Raw genomic sequence first — 17,151 nt, forward strand, 5'->3', positions numbered from 1 at the left:
GCGACCATGAGCCTGTTCGGGGACGGCCTGGACGCCGCGGTGCAGAATGCCTTCACCCGCCCGGCGCCCAAGAGCGCCGGTGCGCAGATGCGCTACCTGGTCAAGCAGCTCAAGGGCACCAGGGCCGTCGCCCGGACGCTGGAGGTCTCGCAGCGCACCGTCGAACGCTATGTCACGGGCCAGATCAGGACGCCCCGCCCGGAACTCGCCGCCCGCCTGGAGCGGGAGGTGAAGGCGCGGTGGCAGCCGCAGATCCGGGCCCGGGCCCGGCGGAAGGCCGCGACCACCGACGGGATCGTCGTCGACACCCGCGCCCGCATGGGCTACACCGCGCCCGTCGGGTCGACGGACGAGTCCCGTATCCGGCACCTGACCGTCGCCCTGCCCCCGCGCTACGCGGCACGCCTCTTCGACGCCCGGGCCGCGGGTGCCGACGAGCGGGTGCTCAGGGAGATCACCGCCGAAGCGCTCAGGGAGGTCTACTTCCAGGACGGCGGCCGACGGGCCGGCAGCCTGGAGGAGGTCCGCCTCACGGATGTGGAGCACCTGGAGTTCGACCTGTAGCCGGGCGGCGTACCGCCCACGGCCTCGGCGGCGGCAACCGGGACGAAGCAGGGCACGTGCCGCCGCGGCAGGCGCCCTGCCGCTCGCCGCTACCCGACGATCGCTTCCGGGGCCCCTCCGCCCCGCCACCGACTCGGCCTGGCACGCGGCCGGGTGCCCGCAGGAGCAACGCTGATCCACAGGGATCGCCTTCCGCCTGCGTGGTCCCTCCGGCGGGGCCAGCCGGAGGGACCACGCGGTCGCACCGGGGCCGCCCGGCCGGGCGTGCAGGGCCGCCGCCCGAACGCCTCCACGGGCGATCCGGGCGGCTGCGGAGCCGAGGGGGCGGTGCCGGGACCCGGCCTCGCTCCGTGCCGCCGGCGGGCAGCCCGGTACCCGCCGACGGCAGGTGCAAGCACACCCGTTCGACGGGTGAATCGGGCGACGGGGCATGGACGAGACCACCGGCCGGGTGGGGCCGTTGCTACAGCAGACCGCCCAGCGGCAGGGTCCGCTCGGCGAGTCGCCCGTGCAGCCGTCCGCCGGTGGTGTCGGCCTCGGCGAGCCAGTCGGCGGCGAGCAGCAGGTCCACGTGTGCGGGGATCCGGTCCGGCCGCAGGTCGCAGAACGCGGCGGCCCGCTCCAGGTCCAGGCCGCCGTCCCCGGCCGGTCCGAGTCCGCCGTCCGCGCGGGCGTGGGCAGCCGTGTACAGGGCCAGGAGGCGGGTGGCGGCCGTGGCCTTCTTCTTGCGGAGCTTCCGGTCGCCCACGGCCTTCTGCGCCCAGCCGGAGATTCTCGCCCGGGGGGTCTTGCCGAAGCCGAACGGGCGGGTCCGCTCGGGCAGCAGGGCCGGGACGGTGACGGTGGCGGGGTCCTCGGGGCGGGAGGCCATGACCTCCGCGACGGTTCCGGGCAGACGCACCCAGTCCGCCTCCACCAACCGCTCGAGCACCTCCTCGGCGCTGCCGGAGAGCCAGCCGGAGAGGTCCTGACCGGTGACGTTTCCGGTACCGGCGCGCGCGGCGCGCAGGGTGAGCATGAGCACCGCCAGGCGCACCTCGGCCCGCGGGTCCGGGGCGTGGGCGGCGACGTACTCCAGCACGGCACGGGCGTGGGCGGCCTGCTGCCGGGTCAGCAGCCGCTCCACCACCGGTCCGCCGCCGGGCTGGGGGCCGCCGCGGTTGGCGTGCATCTCCCGGGTGGTCTGCGCCGCCTTCTCGGCGCGAACGGCCTCGTGGCGCAGGGAGGCGTCACCGCCGACGTCGGCCCACAGGCGGAAGGCGCGGGCCTTGCGGTCGTGGAGTTCGGCGAGCAGGGCGAGGTCGGGTTCGGGGCGCTGCTGGTAGGCGCGGAAGGCGTCGCCGAGTTCGATGAGTTCCGTCCGGAGCACGTCCGGTTCGAGGTCGTGCGGCACGGTGCGCTGCGCGATCTTCCCCCACCGCCTCACCCGCCGGGGTGCGGCGGCAGGGGTGGCCCTCCGGGCGCCGGGGAGCCGGGCGTCCCCGGCGCCCGGAGCTGCCGCACCGGCGTCGCGGGCGGGGGCCTGGTCGGAGAACACGGGTGCCGCGGGCCCGGCCGTGCCGACCGCGGGCTCCTGCGCCGTCGCCCGGTTCGCCGGTTCCCGGCCGGGCTCCGCCGGGGCGGGGCGGGGCGGGGGCTGGGCGGTGTCCAGGACCCGGCTGTCGGGGGTGGCGGCCGCGCAGCGCGCGCACAGCTCCGCGATCCGCCACAGCCTTCCGGCCCGGTCCGCGTGCACCGCCAGGACCACCGGGCCGCCGCACCGCACCGCGCCTTCCGGCGGGTTCGCCCCGCGCCGCGCGGTGACGGGATCGGGGGTGTGCCACGCGCAGTCCGCGGCACGGCAGGCGCACCACGCCGTGCCGCGCGGCCCGCCTCCCTCCCGGATGCCTGCCAGGTGCATGTTGACGTGGGCGATCGCGGCCCTGCGCCCCGCGGCGGCGCCGCCGGGGACGCGCTGGTCGGCGCAGGCCGGGCGCGAGCAGGAGAGCTTCACCGCACCGGCTGACGGGCGGCCGTCAGGATCCAGGCGCACCGTCCATACCCGTCCTGCGACGCGCTCCTGCTGCCGTGTGCCGGCCTCCACCACCATGTAGGAACCTTCCGCTCGTGCCCTGATCCGGGGACCTCGGTGCTTCTCCATCACTGGGGATGATGACCGATCAGACGGGGGGCAGACGGCCGTTCCGGCCGGACGCGCCCGTCCCGCGAAGGCGGGCGGCGCCCTCCGCCGCGAAGGTGTGCCCCGGCAGCGGCGCGGGCGGTGGTGCGCGGACAGCACGGGCGAGGAGGGTGTGCGGCGGGCGGAGAGGGGGCGAAGCCGGTGCCCGCTGCCGCGTCGGGCAGGGCTCGCCCGTATCGGGAGGGCATCCGCACCCGCCCGGACGGCCCCGGCTCGGAACCGGTGGCACCGGTCCGGCCGAACAGGGCGGCGCGAGCCTCCCGGACGGCCGGTCCGGGACGGCCGCCCGGGCCCGCGGGCCGGCCGGCCGGGGGTCCGCCACGGGGATCTGCAATAATGACCGACCAGTCAGTCATCTACGGAGGGATCACGGGTGCCCAGGCAGGTGGATCGCGAGGCCCGGCGGGAGCAGGTCCTCGACGCCGCGGTGCGGGTGTTCGCCCGACAGGGCTACGCCGCCAGCAGGATCGAGGACGTCGCCCGCGAGGCCGGCGTGGCCAAAGGCAGCGTCTACCTCTCCTTCGGCAGCCGTGAGGAGCTGCTGCGCGCCGCCTTCGACGGGCTCGCGGACCGCTCCGGCGCACTGCTCGCCGACGTCGGGCGCCGACCGGGCGGCGCCGCGGAGCGGCTCGCGTTCCTGGTGCGCTCGGCGATGGAGCTGCTGGAGCGCGAACGCGACCTCGCCCGGGTGCTGCTCGACGTGTGGTCCGCGGGGGCGCGCCGGCCGACCTGGATCGACATGGCCGGCTTCTACCGGGAGTACCGGGCGGCGGTCACCGGGCTGCTGGAGGAGTGCGACGGACGTGCCGGCGCACCGGCGGTCGCACCGTCCGCCCACGCCACCGTGCTCGTCGGAGCGATCGAGGGGTGCGTCCTGCAGTGGCTGTTCGACCCGGAGGTCGAACTGGGCCCTCTCGTCGAACCGCTCGTCACCCTGCTGGTGCCACCACGCGGCTGACGGGTCCGCACCGGCACACCGCAGAAGAGGAAGGAGAGGACGACCATGCTCAATCCGCTCAGAGGGGGACCGCCCGGAAAGGGGCTCCGGCGCCTGGCGCTGCGCGCGCCGATCGGGCTCTACCGCATCGGGCTGGGGGGCCTGCTGGGACAGCGCATGGTGCTGCTGACGCACACCGGACGGGTTTCCGGCCGGCCCCGCCAGGTGGTGCTGGAAGTGGTCGACCGGCTCCCGGAACCGGGCTGCTACCTGATCGCCTCCGGTTACGGCGAGCGCTCGCAGTGGCTGCGCAACATCCTGGCGACGCCGGAGGTGCGCTACCAGGTGGGGCGCCGTACCCGCCGGGGCACCGCCGTCCCGCTGCCGCCGGAGGAGTCCGGCAGGGCCCTCGCCGACTACGCCCGCCGGCATCCGCGCCTGGCCGGGCGCCTGATGCGGTCCGTCGGCCACGCGCCGCGCACCCCGGCCGACTTCGAGGCACTGGGTGCGGACCGCCGCGGGGGCGTGCCGCTGATCGCCCTGCGCCCGTCACCCGGCGGCGCATAGCGCCCGGCGGAAGGCTCCCCGGGCCGGGAGGCGGGCCGCGTGCGCCCGCGCGGGATGCCGGGCCGTGCGACCATGGTCGGCGGAACACCCGGCCCGACGGTCCCGACGAGGTATCCCCGTGACGAAGCCCGCCGCCCGCGAGCCGCAGCGCCGCAACTCCCGTTCCAACCGCGCCCGGATCCTGGCCGCGGCCCGCCAGGAGCTGGCCTTCCATCCGGACACCACCCTGGAGGAGATCGCCCGCGCCGCGGGAGTCGTGCGGCGGACCGTCTACGGGCACTTCCCCGGGCGGACGGCCCTGCTCGACGCGCTGGCGGAGGAAGCGGCCCGGTCGCTGGCGGCGGCCGTCCGCGCGGCCGGTGCGGCCGGCGGCCCCGGGGAGGCTGCCGACCGCGCCCTCGCGCGCTTCGTGCTCACCATCTGGCCGGTCGGCGACCGCTACCGCATGCTCATCTCCCTCGCCCGCCGTGATCTGGGCCATGAGCGGATCGCCGAGGTGCTCGCCCCGGCCCGGGAGGCCACGGGCGCGGTCCTGGCCCGGGGCCAGGCGGCGGGCCTGTTCCTCACCCGGGTGCCCGCGCCGGTGCTCGCCGCCGCGCTGGAGGCCCTCACCCTGTCCCTGCTGGAGAGCGTGGGCCGCGGGGCCTGGAAGGACGACGGCCGGGCCACGGCCGTGACGGCCCTGATGGCCGTCGGGGTTCCGGCCGAGCGGGCCGAGTCCGAGGTCCGCGCACTCGCGGAGACCCCGGGGGCCCCGGCCGCGCACGGGGACGGCGCCTGATGCGCGGGCCGCGGGCCGCGGGCCCGCACCCGCGCGGACGGCTCTCGGCAGGCCGGGCGGCCCGCGCCGCGGCGGCCGCGGCGACCGCCGCCCTGCTGCTGTTCACGGCGGCCTGCTCCGGCGGCGGGGAGCGGGAACCGCACCCGAGCGCACCCGGACCGGGGGCTTCCGGGGGCGTGCGGCCCCCCGAGCCCGGCACCGTCTTCGACTACCAGATCGGGGGGCCCTACGCCCCGCCGGGCGCGGTCAGCGCCGTGGCCCGGGACCGCAGCGCGGAACCGGCCGCGGGCCTCTACAACGTCTGCTACGTCAACGCCTTCCAGGCGCAGCCGGGTGACGAGGTGGACTGGTGGCGCACCCACCACCCGCAGCTGCTGCTGCGGGACGGCCGCGGGGCCCTGGTCGTGGACGAGGACTGGGAGGAGCCGCTGCTCGACATCTCCACCGAGGCCCGCCGCAGCGCCCTGATGAAGGTGATCGGCCCCTGGATCGACGGCTGCGCCGAGGACGGCTACGACGCCGTCGAGCCCGACAACCTGGACTCGTACACCCGGTCGGACGGCCTGCTCACCGAGGACCACGCCGTCGCCTTCGCCCGTCTGCTGAGCGAGCGGGCGCACGCCCGCGGGCTGGCGATCGCGCAGAAGAACGGCGCCGAGCTCCTCGGGGCCCGGGGCCGGATGGGCTTCGACTTCGCGGTGGCCGAGGAGTGCGGGCGCTACGACGAGTGCGCGGCGTACCAGGAGGCCTACGAGGGCCGGGTGTTCGACGTCGAGTACCGGGCGCGGGACTTCGAGAACGCCTGCCGGAGCCGGGGCGGGGCACCGCTGTCCGTGACGCTGCGGGACCGGGAGGTGCGGCCCGCGGGAAGCCCCGGGCACGTGCACCGCACCTGCTGAGAGGCGGGCCCGCCCGGCAGGGCCGCAGCCGGGGCGGCACCGGACCGGCGGGCGCAGGGAGGTCCGGACGCCCGCCGGGCGCCGGGCACGCCGCGAGGGCGGCGCCCGGAGCGCCCGGCCGGTCGTTCGGGGTCAGACCACGCCCTGGGCCGACATCGCGTCGGCCACCCGGAGGAACCCGGCGATGTTGGCCCCGGTGACGTAGTCGCCCGGTCTGCCGAAGCGCTCCGCGGTCTCGTGGCACACCCGGTGGATGCCCGCCATGGTCACGGACAGCTCGGCCGCCACCCGCTCACGCCCCCAGCTCTCCCGGGAGGCGTTCTGCCGCATCTCCAGGGCGCTCACGGCGACGCCGCCCGCGTTGGCCGCCTTGCCGGGGCCGAAGGCGACGCCGGCCTCCTGGAAGACGCGGACCGCCTCGGGGGTGCAGGGCATGTTGGCGCCCTCGGAGACGGCCCGGACCCCGCCGCGCACGAGCGCCCGCGCGTCGTCGGCGTGCAGCTCGTTCTGGGTGGCGGAGGGGAAGGCGACGTCCACCGGCACGTCCCAGACGCTGCCCGAGGGCAGGAAGCGCGCCGAGCCGCCGCGCCGAGCCGCGTAGTCGCTGACCCGGCCGCGCTCCGCCTCCTTGACCGTGCGCAGGAGTTCGAGGTCGATGCCCTTCTCGTCGACGACACAGCCCTGCGAGTCGGAGCAGGTGACGGGATGGGCGCCGAGGGCGGACAGCTTCTCGATGGTGTAGAGGGCGACGTTCCCGGAGCCGGAGACGGAGGCGGTGAGGCCCGCGAGGTCCTGGCCGCGGGCGGCGAGCATCTCGGCGGCGAACAGCACACTGCCGTAGCCGGTGGCCGCGGTGCGGCCCTCGGAGCCGCCCCAGGCGGTGCCCTTGCCGGTGAGGACCCCGGCTTCCCAGCGGTTGGTGATCCGGCGGTACTGGCCGAAGAGGTAGCCGATCTCCCGGGCGCCGACGCCGATGTCGCCGGCGGGCACGTCGGTGTGCTCGCCGATGTGCCGGTGGAGCTCGGTCATGAAGGACTGGCAGAAGCGCATGACCTCGGCGTCGGACCGGCCGCGCGGGTCGAAGTCGCTGCCGCCCTTGCCACCGCCGATCCCCAGGCCGGTGAGGGCGTTCTTGAAGATCTGCTCGAAGCCGAGGAACTTGACCACGCCGAGCGAGACGGTGGGGTGGAAGCGCAGCCCGCCCTTGTACGGGCCGAGGGCGCTGTTGAACTCGACCCGGAAGCCCCGGGCCACCTGGACCCGGCCGCGGTCGTCCTGCCAGGGCACCCGGAAGATGATCTGCCGCTCCGGCTCGACCAGCCGCTCCACGAGGCCCGGCTCGGCGTACTCGGGGTGGGCCGCGAAGACGGGACCGAGGCTGTCCAGGACCTCGTGCGCGGCCTGGTGGAACTCGCTCTCACCGGGGTTGCGGCGCACCAGCTCGTCGTAGAGGGCGGCTTGGCGGTCCTTCGGAGGTTCAGCTGCCACAGCGTTTCCCTTCCTGCCCGGCCGTCGGATCGCTGCCCCGGCCGGAGCGGGTCGTCCAGGTGTCGTTGCCTGCGTGGAGTACGGCAGCCCCGTCCGTGACGTTCACGCACACACGAGGGGGAGGCGGCTCGGGCCGCCTCCCCCTCGGACGCTATCAGCCACCCGCGGCCGGTCGGGAAGCCCCCGGAGTGCGGTCCATCAACTCGGCGAGCACCTGCGTCAGCAGCGCCTGCGGGTCCTCGACGGGGCCCTCGGTGCGCCAGGCGACGAAGCCGTCGGGGCGTACCAGCACCGCCCCGGCGCCCGTGACGCCGTGCTCGGCCGCCCAGTCGGTCCCGGCCTCGGGGACCAGGTCCGCCTCCGGTCCCTCGCCGACGGCGTGGACGGCGACGGGGACGCCGAGGCCCGCGGTGGCCCCCGCCGCGGCGGCCCGCCACCGGGCGGCGCCCTCGACGCCGGTGAGCAGCACCGTCTGCCGCTCGTAGAGGTCGAGGGTGGAGACGGTCCGCTGCTCGGCCGGCCGGTACAGCCACACGTGGGGGGCGCGGCTGCCGGGTTCGCCGTGCAGGTCGGGCGTCTCGGGGACGATCGGGAGGGCGGGGTCCGCCCCGGCGACCGCGCCCGTGCGGTAGCGGTAGGCGAGGGCGACGGCGAGCATGCCGGTGCGGGGACCGCCGGGGCCCGGGGCGGGGTCGTAGCCGGGGTGGCTGTGCTCGCCGGAGCGGGCGGAGGCCCGCGCACTGGTGGCCAGCGCGACGGGGCGCCGCTCCGCCTCGTAGCTGTCGAGGAGGCCGGGACCGGCCTCGCCGCGCAGGACGGCGGCGAGCTTCCAGGCGAGGTTGTGGGCGTCCTGGATGCCGGTGTTGGACCCGAAGGCGCCGGTCGGGGACATCTCGTGGGCGGAGTCGCCGGCGAGGAAGACCCGGCCGTCGCGGTAGCGGTCCGCGACGCGCTCGGCGGCGTGCCAGGGGGACCTGCTGAGGACCTCGACGTCGAGGTCGGGCGTGCCCGCGGCCACGCGGAGGTGGGCGGTGAGGCGCTCGTCGGTGAAGGCGTCGAGGCTCTCGCCGCGACCGGGCTGCCAGGGGGCGTGGAAGACCCAGTTCTCCTCGTTGTCGACGGGCAGCAGCGCACCGTCGCCGCCCTCGCCGGTGACATAGCAGACGATGAAGCGGCGGTCGCCCACCACGGAGGCGAGCCGGCGGGAGCGGAACATGACGCTCACGTTGTGGAAGAGCTCGCCCGGCCCGCTGTGGCCGATGCCCAGGCGCTCGCGCACGGGGCTGCGCGGGCCGTCCGCCGCGACGAGGTAGTCCGCGCGCACGGTGCGGGCGGTGCCCGTGACGCGGTCCTCCAGGACCGCCAGGACACCGTCGGCGTCCTGTTCGAAGGAGCGCAGCTCGGTGGAGAAGCGCAGGTCGCCGCCGAGCTTGCGGGCGTGGTCGACCAGCACCGGCTCCAGGTCGTTCTGGCTGCACACGCACCAGGCGGACGGGCTGAAGCGAGCCGGTCCGCCCGGGGGCTGCACGCTGCGCACCAGCCACTCGTCGTCGCCCGCGGTGAGGCTCGACGTCTGGAGGATCCCGTGGTTGCCGGCGAGGAGGCGGCCGGCCTCGATGATGTGCTGCTCGACCCCCGCCGTACGGAAGATCTCCATGGTGCGGACGTTGTTGCCACGGCCGCGCGGATGACGGGAGGTGTCCGCGTGGCGCTCGACGAGCATGTGCTCGACACCCAGTCTGCCGAGGAAGAGGGAGAGGGACAGGCCCACCAGGGACCCGCCGACGACCAGGACCGGGACACGTACTTCGGCTTGTTGCTGCATCAGGGGCTCCTGCCAGGGCCGCAGGGAAGGGGACGACCTTTCCATGCCCCCGCTCGGGGCGTTGCCTCGGCTCTTCACCCGGCTGGTTCACACATCTCGCGCCACCCGTGGTAGGGGCCGAGGATCGAGAGCGGACCGCCACGGTGCGTGACGCGAGCGCTTTCTGTCCGCGCCCGGTGCAGGCCCGGTGTCCCGGGTGACCGCGTGGCGACATCCCCGTCCCATGAGAGGCGTGACGATCATGACGACCCTGTCCGAACGCATATCGCAGTCGGCCTTCGACGGATCCCGGCTGCGTGTGGTGCTGCTGCTCGACCTCCACGACGGTGCGCAGCAGGAGTTCCTCACCGCCTACGAGCACATGCGCCACCAGGTGGCCTCGGTACCGGGCCACATCAGCGACCAGCTGTGCCAGTCGATCGAGAACCCCTCGCAGTGGCTGATCACCAGCGAATGGGAGAGCGCACCGCCCTTCCTGGCCTGGGTGAACAGCGAGGCGCACCTCGACACCGTGAAGCCCCTGCACGACTGCGTGCGCGACACCCGCTCCTTCCGCTACAGCATCCTGCGGGAGACCGGCGGAGTGAACACCCCGGCCGAGCGCACGCGCGCGGGCGCCTTCCAGGCAGCTCCCCGCGTGGGCGACGGGGTGGTACGGCACGCGCTCACCTTCACCGTCCGCCCGGGCTCCGAGGAGAAGGTCGCCGCGATCCTGGCCGACTACGCCTCGCCCGAGGCCCGCGTCGACGACACCACGCGGCTGCGCCGCACCTCGCTCTTCCTGCACGGCAACCGCGTGGTGCGGACCGTGGAGGTGCAGGGCGACCTGATGGCGGCCCTGCGCCACGTGGCCCGCCAGCCGGAGGTGCGGGCCGTGGAGGAGGCGCTCAACCCGTTCCTGGAGCAGGACCGGGACCTCGACGACCCGCAGTCGGCGCGCACCTTCTTCACCCGCGCGGCGCTCCCGTCCGTCCACCACCTGGCGACCCGGGGAGCCCCGCACGGCGACGTGGAGCGCCGGGCGCTGCTCTACCCGGCCAAGCCGGGGTGCGGCATGGCGCTGGCCAGGCTGCTGGCGCAGCAGGACGAGGCGGCGGCGGAGGACCCGGCGGGCCTCGTCGACAGCAGCACGGTCTTCCAGCGGGACGACATCGTCGTCCGCCTGGTGGACGTGCGCGGGCCGCTGGACTCCGACCCGCTGCTCGCCGCCGCGGCCCGCGGGCCGCGCAAGGCGGCCGTGCTGGCCCGCCTGCTCGACCTCGACGCCCTGGGCGTCGGGGCCTGCGGCGACGACACGGACTTCGCACTGTCGCTGCTGCAACGCGCCGAGATGCGGCTGGTCACCGACCGCCGCGCGGCCTGAGCGGACGCACGGGCGCTCCGTACCCGCCCCCGCCCGGCCCGACCACCCCTCACCCCCTTGTGGAGGAGCGTTCATGAACACCACACACCGCATCGTCGACCTCTCCGAGACCCAGCCCAACCGCCGGCGCGGCGGGGACCTGCGCGCCGTGCTCACCCCGACGGCGGTGGGCGCCACCAGCGGCTTCATGGGGCTGGCGATCATCGCTCCGGGCGATCGGATCGCCGAGCACTACCACCCGTACTCCGAGGAGTTCGTGTACGTGGTCGCGGGTGAGCTGGAGGTCGACCTGGACGACGAGACCTTCCCCATCCGCACCGACCAGGGGCTGATGATCCCGCTGAACGTGCGCCACCGCTTCCGCAACGTGGGAGCGGTGGAGGCGCGGATGGTCTTCCACCTCGGCCCCCTGGCACCCCGCCCCGAGCTGGGGCACGTGGACACCGAGGAGACCGCCCGGCCCGAGGACGCGGCGCAGCCCACGGGGGCGGTTTCATGACCCGACGGGTGGCGGTGACCGGCGTCGGCATCGTCGCACCCGGTGGTGTGGGTGCGCCGGCGTTCTGGGACCTCCTCGCGGACGGCCGTACCGCGACGCGGGGCATCACCCTCTTCGATCCGGCCGGCTTCCGCTCCCGTATCGCCGCAGAGGTCGACTTCGACCCGGCGGTGCACGGGCTGGAGGCGCAGACGGTCCGGCGGGCCGACCGCTATGTGCAGTTCGCGATGGTCGCCGCGCGCGAGGCGCTGGCGGACTCGGGGCTGGACATGGAGCGGGAGGACCCGTGGCGGATCGGGGTGTCCATGGGCACCGCCGTCGGCGGCACCACCCGGCTGGAGCACGACTACGTGGCGGTGAGCGCCTCGGGCCGGCGCTGGGACGTGGACCACAGCGAGGCGCAGCCGCATCTGCACCGGGCCTTCTCGCCCAGCGCGCTCGCCTCCGAGGTGGCCGAGCAGACGGGCGCGCACGGGCCGGTCCAGACGGTCTCCACGGGGTGCACCTCCGGCCTCGACGCCGTGGGCTACGCCTACCAGGCGATCGTGGACGGGCGGGTGGACGTGTGTGTCGCCGGCGCCTCCGACTCGCCCATCTCGCCGATCACCGTGGCCTGCTTCGACGCCATCCGGGCCACCTCGGCCAACAACGACGACCCGGAGCACGCCTCGCGTCCCTTCGACGCGCACCGCGACGGTTTCGTGATGGGCGAGGGCGGCGCGGTGCTGGTGCTGGAGGACCTGGAGCGGGCGCGGGCCCGCGGGGCGCGGGTGTACTGCGAGGTCGGCGGGTACGCCACGTTCGGCAACGCCCATCACATGACGGGGCTGACGCGCGAGGGGCTGGAGATGGCCCGCGCCATCGACCGGTCGCTGGAGATGGCCCGGCGGGACCCCTCGGACGTGGACTACGTCAACGCCCACGGCTCCGGCACCCAGCAGAACGACCGGCACGAGACGGCCGCGGTGAAGCGCTCGCTCGGCGAGCACGCCTACCGGGTGCCGATGAGTTCCATCAAGTCCATGGTGGGCCACTCGCTGGGGGCCATCGGCGCGATCGAGGTCGTGGCCTGCGTACTGGCCCTGGACCGCCAGGTGGTGCCGCCGACGGCGAACTACGAGACACCCGACCCCGAGTGCGATCTGGACTACGTGCCCCGTACCGCCCGGGAGGCGAGGCTGCGCACCGTGCTGTCGGTGGGCAGCGGGTTCGGCGGCTTCCAGTCCGCGGTGGTGCTCAGCAGGCCGGACGGGAGGACGCGATGAGCAAGGATCGGGCACGACGTCCGGTGATCACCGGGATCGGCGTGGTGGCTCCGGGGGGTGTGGGCACGGACGCCTTCTGGAAGAACGCCCGGGAGGGCGTGAGCTCCCTCGACCACGTCACCCGCGAAGGGTGCGGCCATCTGCCGCTGAGGGTCGCCGGCGAGGTCCGGGGCTTCGACCCGGAAGCGCAGGTGGAGCAGCGCTACCTGGTGCAGACGGACCGCTTCAGCCACTTCGCGATGGCGGCGGCCGACATGGCGCTCGCGGACGCCGGATTCGCGGCCGACGCCCTTGCGCGGGACCCGTACGCGGTGGGTGTGGTCACCGCTGCCGGCTCCGGCGGCGGCGAGTTCGGCCAGCGCGAGCTCCAGCGGCTGTGGGGCCAGGGCTCCACCTATGTGGGCCCCTACCAGTCGATCGCCTGGTTCTACGCGGCGAGCACCGGCCAGATATCGATCCGCGGCGGGTTCAAGGGCCCCTGCGGGGTCGTGGCGAGCGACGAGGCGGGCGGACTGGACGCCGTGGCCCACGCCGCCGCGGCCGTGCGCCGGGGAACCGGCACCGTGGTGGTCGGCTCGGCCGAGGCACCGCTGGCGCCCTACTCGATCGTGTGCCAGCTGGGGTACCGGGAGCTGAGCTGCGTGGAGGAGCCGGAGCGGGCCTACCGCCCGTTCACGCCGCAGGCCTGCGGCTTCGTGCCCGCCGAGGGCGGCGCGATGCTGGTGGTCGAGGACGAGGGCGCGGCCCGCCGCCGGGGTGCCCCGGTGCGGGCCGAGGTGGCCGGCCATGCGGCGACCTTCACCGGTGCCTCGCGCTGGGAGGAGTCCCGCGAGGGGCTCGCCCGGGCGATCCGCGGGGCGCTGGAGCAGGCCGGGTGCGCGCCCGAGGAGGTCGACGTGGTCTTCGCGGACGCCCTGGGCCTGCCGGAGGCGGACCGCGCCGAGGCGCTGGCGCTGGCGGACGCCCTCGGGCCGCACGGCTCCCGGGTCCCGGTGACGGCCCCCAAGACGGGTACCGGGCGGGCGTACTGCGGTGCGCCGGTGCTCGACACCGCGGCGGCGGTGCTGGCCATGGAGCACGGTCTGGTGCCGCCGACCCCGCACGTCCACGAGGTCTGCCACGACCTCGCCCTGGTGACCGGCCGGGCGAGGCCGGCGGAGTTGCGCACCGCGCTGGTGCTGAGCCGGGGCCTGATGGGCTCCAACGCGGCACTGGTGGTGCGCCGGGCCGTCTGAGCCGGCCGAGACGTCCTCCGGGCCGTGCCGCGGCACCGGGGGCCGACCGCACTGTGAGAGAGAGAAGGTGGAGTTCGCATGACCGCACGACTGACGGCGGACGAGTTGTCCGCCCTGATGAAGAAGGGCGCCGGCATCACCGTCGACGCCGCGACCCTGGAGCGCGACCCCGAGACGCCCTTCGAGGTGTACGGCCTCGACTCCCTGGGCCTGCTCGGCATCGTCGGCGAGCTGGAGAACCGGTACGGACGGGCGCTGCCGCCCGACGCCGACCGCTGCAAGACCCCCCGCGAGTTCCTCGACCTCGTCAACGACTCCCTGATGGCAGGAGCCTGAACATGTCCGGGCACACCGAGAACGAGATCCTCATCGACGCACCCCTGGACCTGGTCTGGGAGGTCACCAACGACGTCGACCACTGGCCGCAGCTCTTCACCGAGTACGCCTCGGTGGAGGTGCTGGAACGGGACGGCGACCGGACGGTGTTCCGCCTGACCATGTACCCGGACGAGAACGGCAAGGTCTGGAGCTGGGTCTCCGAGCGGGAGGCGGACCGCGCCGCGCTGACGGTGCGCGCCAGGCGGGTCGAGACCGGGCCGTTCCAGTACATGAACATCCGCTGGACGTACGCGGAGACGCCGGAGGGGGCGGTGCGCATGCACTGGACCCAGGACTTCGCGATGAAGCCGGACGCCCCCGTCGACGACGAGTGGATGACCGAGAACATCAACCGGAACTCGAAGGTCCAGATGGGTCTCATCCGGGACCGCATCGAGCAGCGCGCCCGCACGGAGGACCGCGCGACCGCCCCGGTCAGCCGCGGCTGACCACCGCACCGATCCGACGCCCTCCGAAGGGACGCCCCCGATGCACCACGCACTGATCGTCGCCCGCATGGCCCCCGGCTCGGCGCCGGACATCGCGGAGGTGTTCGCCCGATCCGACGGCGGCGAGCTGCCGCACCTCGTCGGCGTCCGGCGGCGCAGCCTGTTCCAGTTCGGCGACGTGTACCTCCACCTGATCGAAGCGGACCGGCCTCCGGGACCCGCGATCGCCGAGGTCACCGAGCACGCGGCGTTCCGTGACGTCAGCGAGCGGCTCGCGCGGTTCGTGAGCCCGTACGACCCGGCGACCTGGCGGAGTCCGAAGGACGCGATGGCCGAACAGTTCTACAGCTGGCACAGCGGAACCGGCTCCTGACGGCGGCGCTCGGCGGCGGCCGGCCCTGCGGATCGCGGGGCCGGCCGCCGCCGTGCGGGCGCGGGTACGGGCCGGTCAGGCCGGGACGGTGCTCTCGAAGGCGTGCAGGTAGGCGTTGACCGGACGCACCTCGCCCAGCACCAGGCCCGCCTCGGCCATCCGGGCGGCCATGCTGCCGCGGGTGTGCTTCGCGCCGCCGACGTTGAGGAGCAGCATCAGGTCCATCGCCGTGGTGAAGCGCATCGAGGGGGAGTCGTCGACCAGGTTCTCGATGACGATCACCCGGGCGCCCGGGCGGGCGGCGCCGACCACGTTGGCGAGGGTGCGGCGGGTGGACTCGTCGTCCCACTCCAGGATGTTCTTGATGATGTAGACGTCCGCCTGCACCGGCACCGCGCGGCGGCAGTCGCCGGGCACGATGGCGACCCGGTCCGCGAGGGCGCCGCCCGCGCGCAGGCGCGGGTCGGCGTTGTCGGCGACCCCGGGCAGGTCGAGCAGGGTGCCGTGCAGCCCGGGGTGCTTCTCCAGCAGGCTGGCCAGCACGTGCCCCTGGCCGCCCCCGATGTCGGCGACGCTGGACACCCCGTCGAGGTCGAGCAGCTCGGCCACGTCCCGGGCCGACTGGACGCTGGAGGTGGTCATGGCCCGGTTGAAGACATGGGCCGATTCCGCCGCGTCCTCGTGCAGGTAGGGGAAGAACTCCTTGCCGAACAGCCCCTCGAAGACGCTGTCCCCGGTGCGCACGGCCTCGTCCAGCTTCGGCCAGGCGGCCCAGGTCCAGGGCTCGGTGCACCACAGGGCGATCCAGCGGAGGCTGCGCGGGTCGTCCTCGCGCAGCTGGCGGGACATGTCCGTGTGGGCGAAGCGCCCGTCGGCCTCCTCGGTGAAGACGCCGTAGCAGGTGAGTGCGCGCAGCAGGCGGCGGAGTGCCCGGGGATCGGCCTTGACGGCTGCGGCGAGGCGTTCCGCGTCCTGGGGGGTGTCGTCGAGGGCGTCGGCGACGCCGAGCCGGGCGGCTGCGCGCACGGCGGCGGCGCAGGCGGCGCCGAAGACGAGTTCGCGCAGGCGCATGGCGTCACGGGGTGGGGTGGTGGCGCTCGTGGCGGTGGTGGAGGTCATGGCGTCTCGTTTCTCGTGGGGGGTCTCGTGGGGGGCCGGCGCTCGGGCCGGTCGGACGGCGTCGTGCGGACGGGGCGGCTCAGCACAGGCCGGCGGGCTCGGACGTGCCGCAGAGGTTGGCGTCGAACCGGTTGCCGACGCCGGCCGTGTCGCGGTTGGCGAGGTCGGCGGCGGAGTTGCCGAGGACGAGGTTGCCGCGGATCACGTTGCCGGTCCCGGGGACGCCGACGACGCTCTTGAACAGGACGACGCCGCCGGAGAAGGGAGTGGCGCCGACGTTGCCGCGGACGGTGTTGGACTCGACGACGACGTCCTCGGTGCCGGTGAGCACGACACCCGCGCCCTGGATGCGGGGCAGGCGTGCGGTGGCCGGGCAGGACCGGTTGTTGGCGCTCACCACGTTCCGGCGGACCGTCAGCGCCCCGGCACGGGGGGTGGACTCGTCCCCGACCACGAAGAGCCCCGCGCAGTTGCCGGTGATGGCGTTGGCGTCGACGACCAGGTTGCGCACGCGGCGCACGGTGGCGCCGATGCGGTTGCCGGACATCTCGTTGCCCTCGATCCGGGTGCCGAGGGTGTCGGTGGCCCCGGCCTCCTCCGTGACGGTGTTGGCGACGAAGAGGCCCGCGTCCCCGTTGTCGCGCACGCTGTTGCCGGTGAGCAGCGAGCGGGTGGACCGCTCCTGGGCGATGCCCCAGGTGCCGTTGGAGCGGGAGGCCACCCCGGCGACCGTCAGGCGGTCCGTCCAGGCCGCCCAGAGGCCGTTGCGGGGGTAGCCGTCGAGGACCAGGGAGCGGATGCTCACCCCGGCGACGGGCGCCTCGCGGGTGCCCTCGACGCAGACGCCGTTGCCGTCGGCCGCACAGCTCCCGGCGGCCGCCGTGCCGGGGGCGGGACGCAGGACGGTGCCGTCTCCTGATCCGCGCAGGGTCAGGCCGGGTGTGGTGATGCGCACGCTCTGCCGGTAGGTCCCGGCGGTGAGCTGGACGGTGTCACCGGGGCGGGCGGCGTCGACGGCGTCCTGGATGGACTGCCCGGGGCCGATGAGGTGGGTGGTGGGAGCGGTGGAGTCCGCGGGGGCTGCCGCCACTCCGGTGGAGGCGAGGAGGACGGCGCAGCCGAGCAGGGTGATTTGTCTTCTCGTCATATTACGAAGCTATGCGGCGAACCCGGCGAAACACATGAAACAGCCACGGAGCGGTGTCGTGTCGCGCGCCGGGGCCCGCGTCG

General features: G+C 74.9%; 17 protein-coding genes. 12 read left to right on the plus strand and 5 right to left on the minus strand.

Annotation, left to right across the window (positions count from 1 at the left end):
* Window positions 1-6 precede the first annotated feature (6 nt).
* Window positions 7-564: an XRE family transcriptional regulator gene (locus NPS70_RS02205; RefSeq protein WP_256522028.1), complete on the plus strand. Its 558-nt coding sequence runs from the start codon at window positions 7-9 to the stop codon at window positions 562-564.
* Between the two features lie 463 nt (window positions 565-1,027).
* Here NPS70_RS02205 and NPS70_RS02210 read toward each other — a convergent pair whose 3' ends face one another.
* Window positions 1,028-2,653: a hypothetical protein gene (locus NPS70_RS02210; RefSeq protein ID WP_256522219.1), complete on the minus strand. Its 1,626-nt coding sequence runs from the start codon at window positions 2,651-2,653 to the stop codon at window positions 1,028-1,030.
* Between the two features lie 463 nt (window positions 2,654-3,116).
* Here NPS70_RS02210 and NPS70_RS28660 point away from each other — a divergent pair, with 463 nt between their 5' ends.
* The 4 genes from NPS70_RS28660 (at window position 3,117) to NPS70_RS02230 (ending at window position 5,927) form a co-directional block, all read left to right on the plus strand.
* Window positions 3,117-3,701, plus strand: coding sequence for a TetR/AcrR family transcriptional regulator (locus tag NPS70_RS28660; RefSeq protein ID WP_256522029.1), 585 nt, complete (start codon window positions 3,117-3,119; stop codon window positions 3,699-3,701).
* A gap of 45 nt (window positions 3,702-3,746) precedes the next feature.
* Entirely contained in the window at window positions 3,747-4,247 is a 501-nt protein-coding gene (locus tag NPS70_RS02220; RefSeq protein ID WP_256522030.1) for a nitroreductase family deazaflavin-dependent oxidoreductase, read from the plus strand.
* Between the two features lie 118 nt (window positions 4,248-4,365).
* Window positions 4,366-5,028, plus strand: a complete 663-nt coding sequence (locus NPS70_RS02225; RefSeq protein WP_256522031.1) for a TetR/AcrR family transcriptional regulator — start codon at window positions 4,366-4,368, stop codon at window positions 5,026-5,028.
* Entirely contained in the window at window positions 5,028-5,927 is a 900-nt protein-coding gene (locus NPS70_RS02230) for an endo alpha-1,4 polygalactosaminidase (protein ID WP_256522032.1), read from the plus strand. The genes NPS70_RS02225 and NPS70_RS02230 overlap by 1 nt, the downstream gene beginning before the upstream one ends.
* Before the next feature lie 132 nt (window positions 5,928-6,059).
* Here the strand turns inward: NPS70_RS02230 and gdhA are convergent, their stop codons facing one another.
* Both gdhA and NPS70_RS02240 read right to left on the minus strand, forming a co-directional pair.
* Entirely contained in the window at window positions 6,060-7,415 is a 1,356-nt protein-coding gene (gdhA, locus tag NPS70_RS02235; protein WP_256522033.1) for an NADP-specific glutamate dehydrogenase, read from the minus strand.
* Between the two features lie 154 nt (window positions 7,416-7,569).
* Complete coding sequence (locus tag NPS70_RS02240; RefSeq protein ID WP_256522034.1) at window positions 7,570-9,240, minus strand: FAD-dependent monooxygenase; 1,671 nt, start codon at window positions 9,238-9,240, stop codon at window positions 7,570-7,572.
* 241 nt (window positions 9,241-9,481) lie between these two features.
* On the opposite strand from NPS70_RS02240, the gene NPS70_RS02245 reads away from it, so the two are divergent.
* The 7 genes from NPS70_RS02245 (at window position 9,482) to NPS70_RS02275 (ending at window position 14,802) form a co-directional block, all read left to right on the plus strand.
* Complete coding sequence (locus NPS70_RS02245) at window positions 9,482-10,603, plus strand: SchA/CurD-like domain-containing protein (RefSeq protein WP_256522221.1); 1,122 nt, start codon at window positions 9,482-9,484, stop codon at window positions 10,601-10,603.
* A 73-nt stretch (window positions 10,604-10,676) separates the two neighbouring features.
* Window positions 10,677-11,102: a cupin domain-containing protein gene (locus NPS70_RS02250; protein ID WP_256522035.1), complete on the plus strand. Its 426-nt coding sequence runs from the start codon at window positions 10,677-10,679 to the stop codon at window positions 11,100-11,102.
* Window positions 11,099-12,367: a beta-ketoacyl synthase gene (locus tag NPS70_RS02255; RefSeq protein ID WP_256522037.1), complete on the plus strand. Its 1,269-nt coding sequence runs from the start codon at window positions 11,099-11,101 to the stop codon at window positions 12,365-12,367. The genes NPS70_RS02250 and NPS70_RS02255 overlap by 4 nt, the downstream gene beginning before the upstream one ends.
* Complete coding sequence (locus tag NPS70_RS02260) at window positions 12,364-13,602, plus strand: beta-ketoacyl synthase N-terminal-like domain-containing protein (RefSeq protein WP_256522038.1); 1,239 nt, start codon at window positions 12,364-12,366, stop codon at window positions 13,600-13,602. The genes NPS70_RS02255 and NPS70_RS02260 overlap by 4 nt, the downstream gene beginning before the upstream one ends.
* Before the next feature lie 78 nt (window positions 13,603-13,680).
* A complete protein-coding gene (locus NPS70_RS02265; protein ID WP_256522039.1) occupies window positions 13,681-13,938 on the plus strand; it encodes an acyl carrier protein in 258 nt (85 codons plus the stop codon).
* A 2-nt stretch (window positions 13,939-13,940) separates the two neighbouring features.
* Window positions 13,941-14,429, plus strand: coding sequence for an SRPBCC family protein (locus NPS70_RS02270; RefSeq protein ID WP_256522040.1), 489 nt, complete (start codon window positions 13,941-13,943; stop codon window positions 14,427-14,429).
* Window positions 14,430-14,469: 40 nt separating this feature from the next.
* Window positions 14,470-14,802: a TcmI family type II polyketide cyclase gene (locus tag NPS70_RS02275; protein ID WP_256522042.1), complete on the plus strand. Its 333-nt coding sequence runs from the start codon at window positions 14,470-14,472 to the stop codon at window positions 14,800-14,802.
* A gap of 75 nt (window positions 14,803-14,877) precedes the next feature.
* Here NPS70_RS02275 and NPS70_RS02280 read toward each other — a convergent pair whose 3' ends face one another.
* Both NPS70_RS02280 and NPS70_RS02285 read right to left on the minus strand, forming a co-directional pair.
* A complete protein-coding gene (locus tag NPS70_RS02280) occupies window positions 14,878-15,921 on the minus strand; it encodes a methyltransferase (protein ID WP_256522043.1) in 1,044 nt (347 codons plus the stop codon).
* A 79-nt stretch (window positions 15,922-16,000) separates the two neighbouring features.
* Window positions 16,001-17,068, minus strand: coding sequence for a nitrous oxide reductase family maturation protein NosD (locus NPS70_RS02285; RefSeq protein ID WP_256522044.1), 1,068 nt, complete (start codon window positions 17,066-17,068; stop codon window positions 16,001-16,003).
* Window positions 17,069-17,151 lie beyond the last annotated feature (83 nt).

This window comes from Streptomyces sp. C10-9-1, from assembly GCF_024497955.1.
GTDB lineage: Bacteria > Actinomycetota > Actinomycetes > Streptomycetales > Streptomycetaceae > Streptomyces > Streptomyces sanyensis.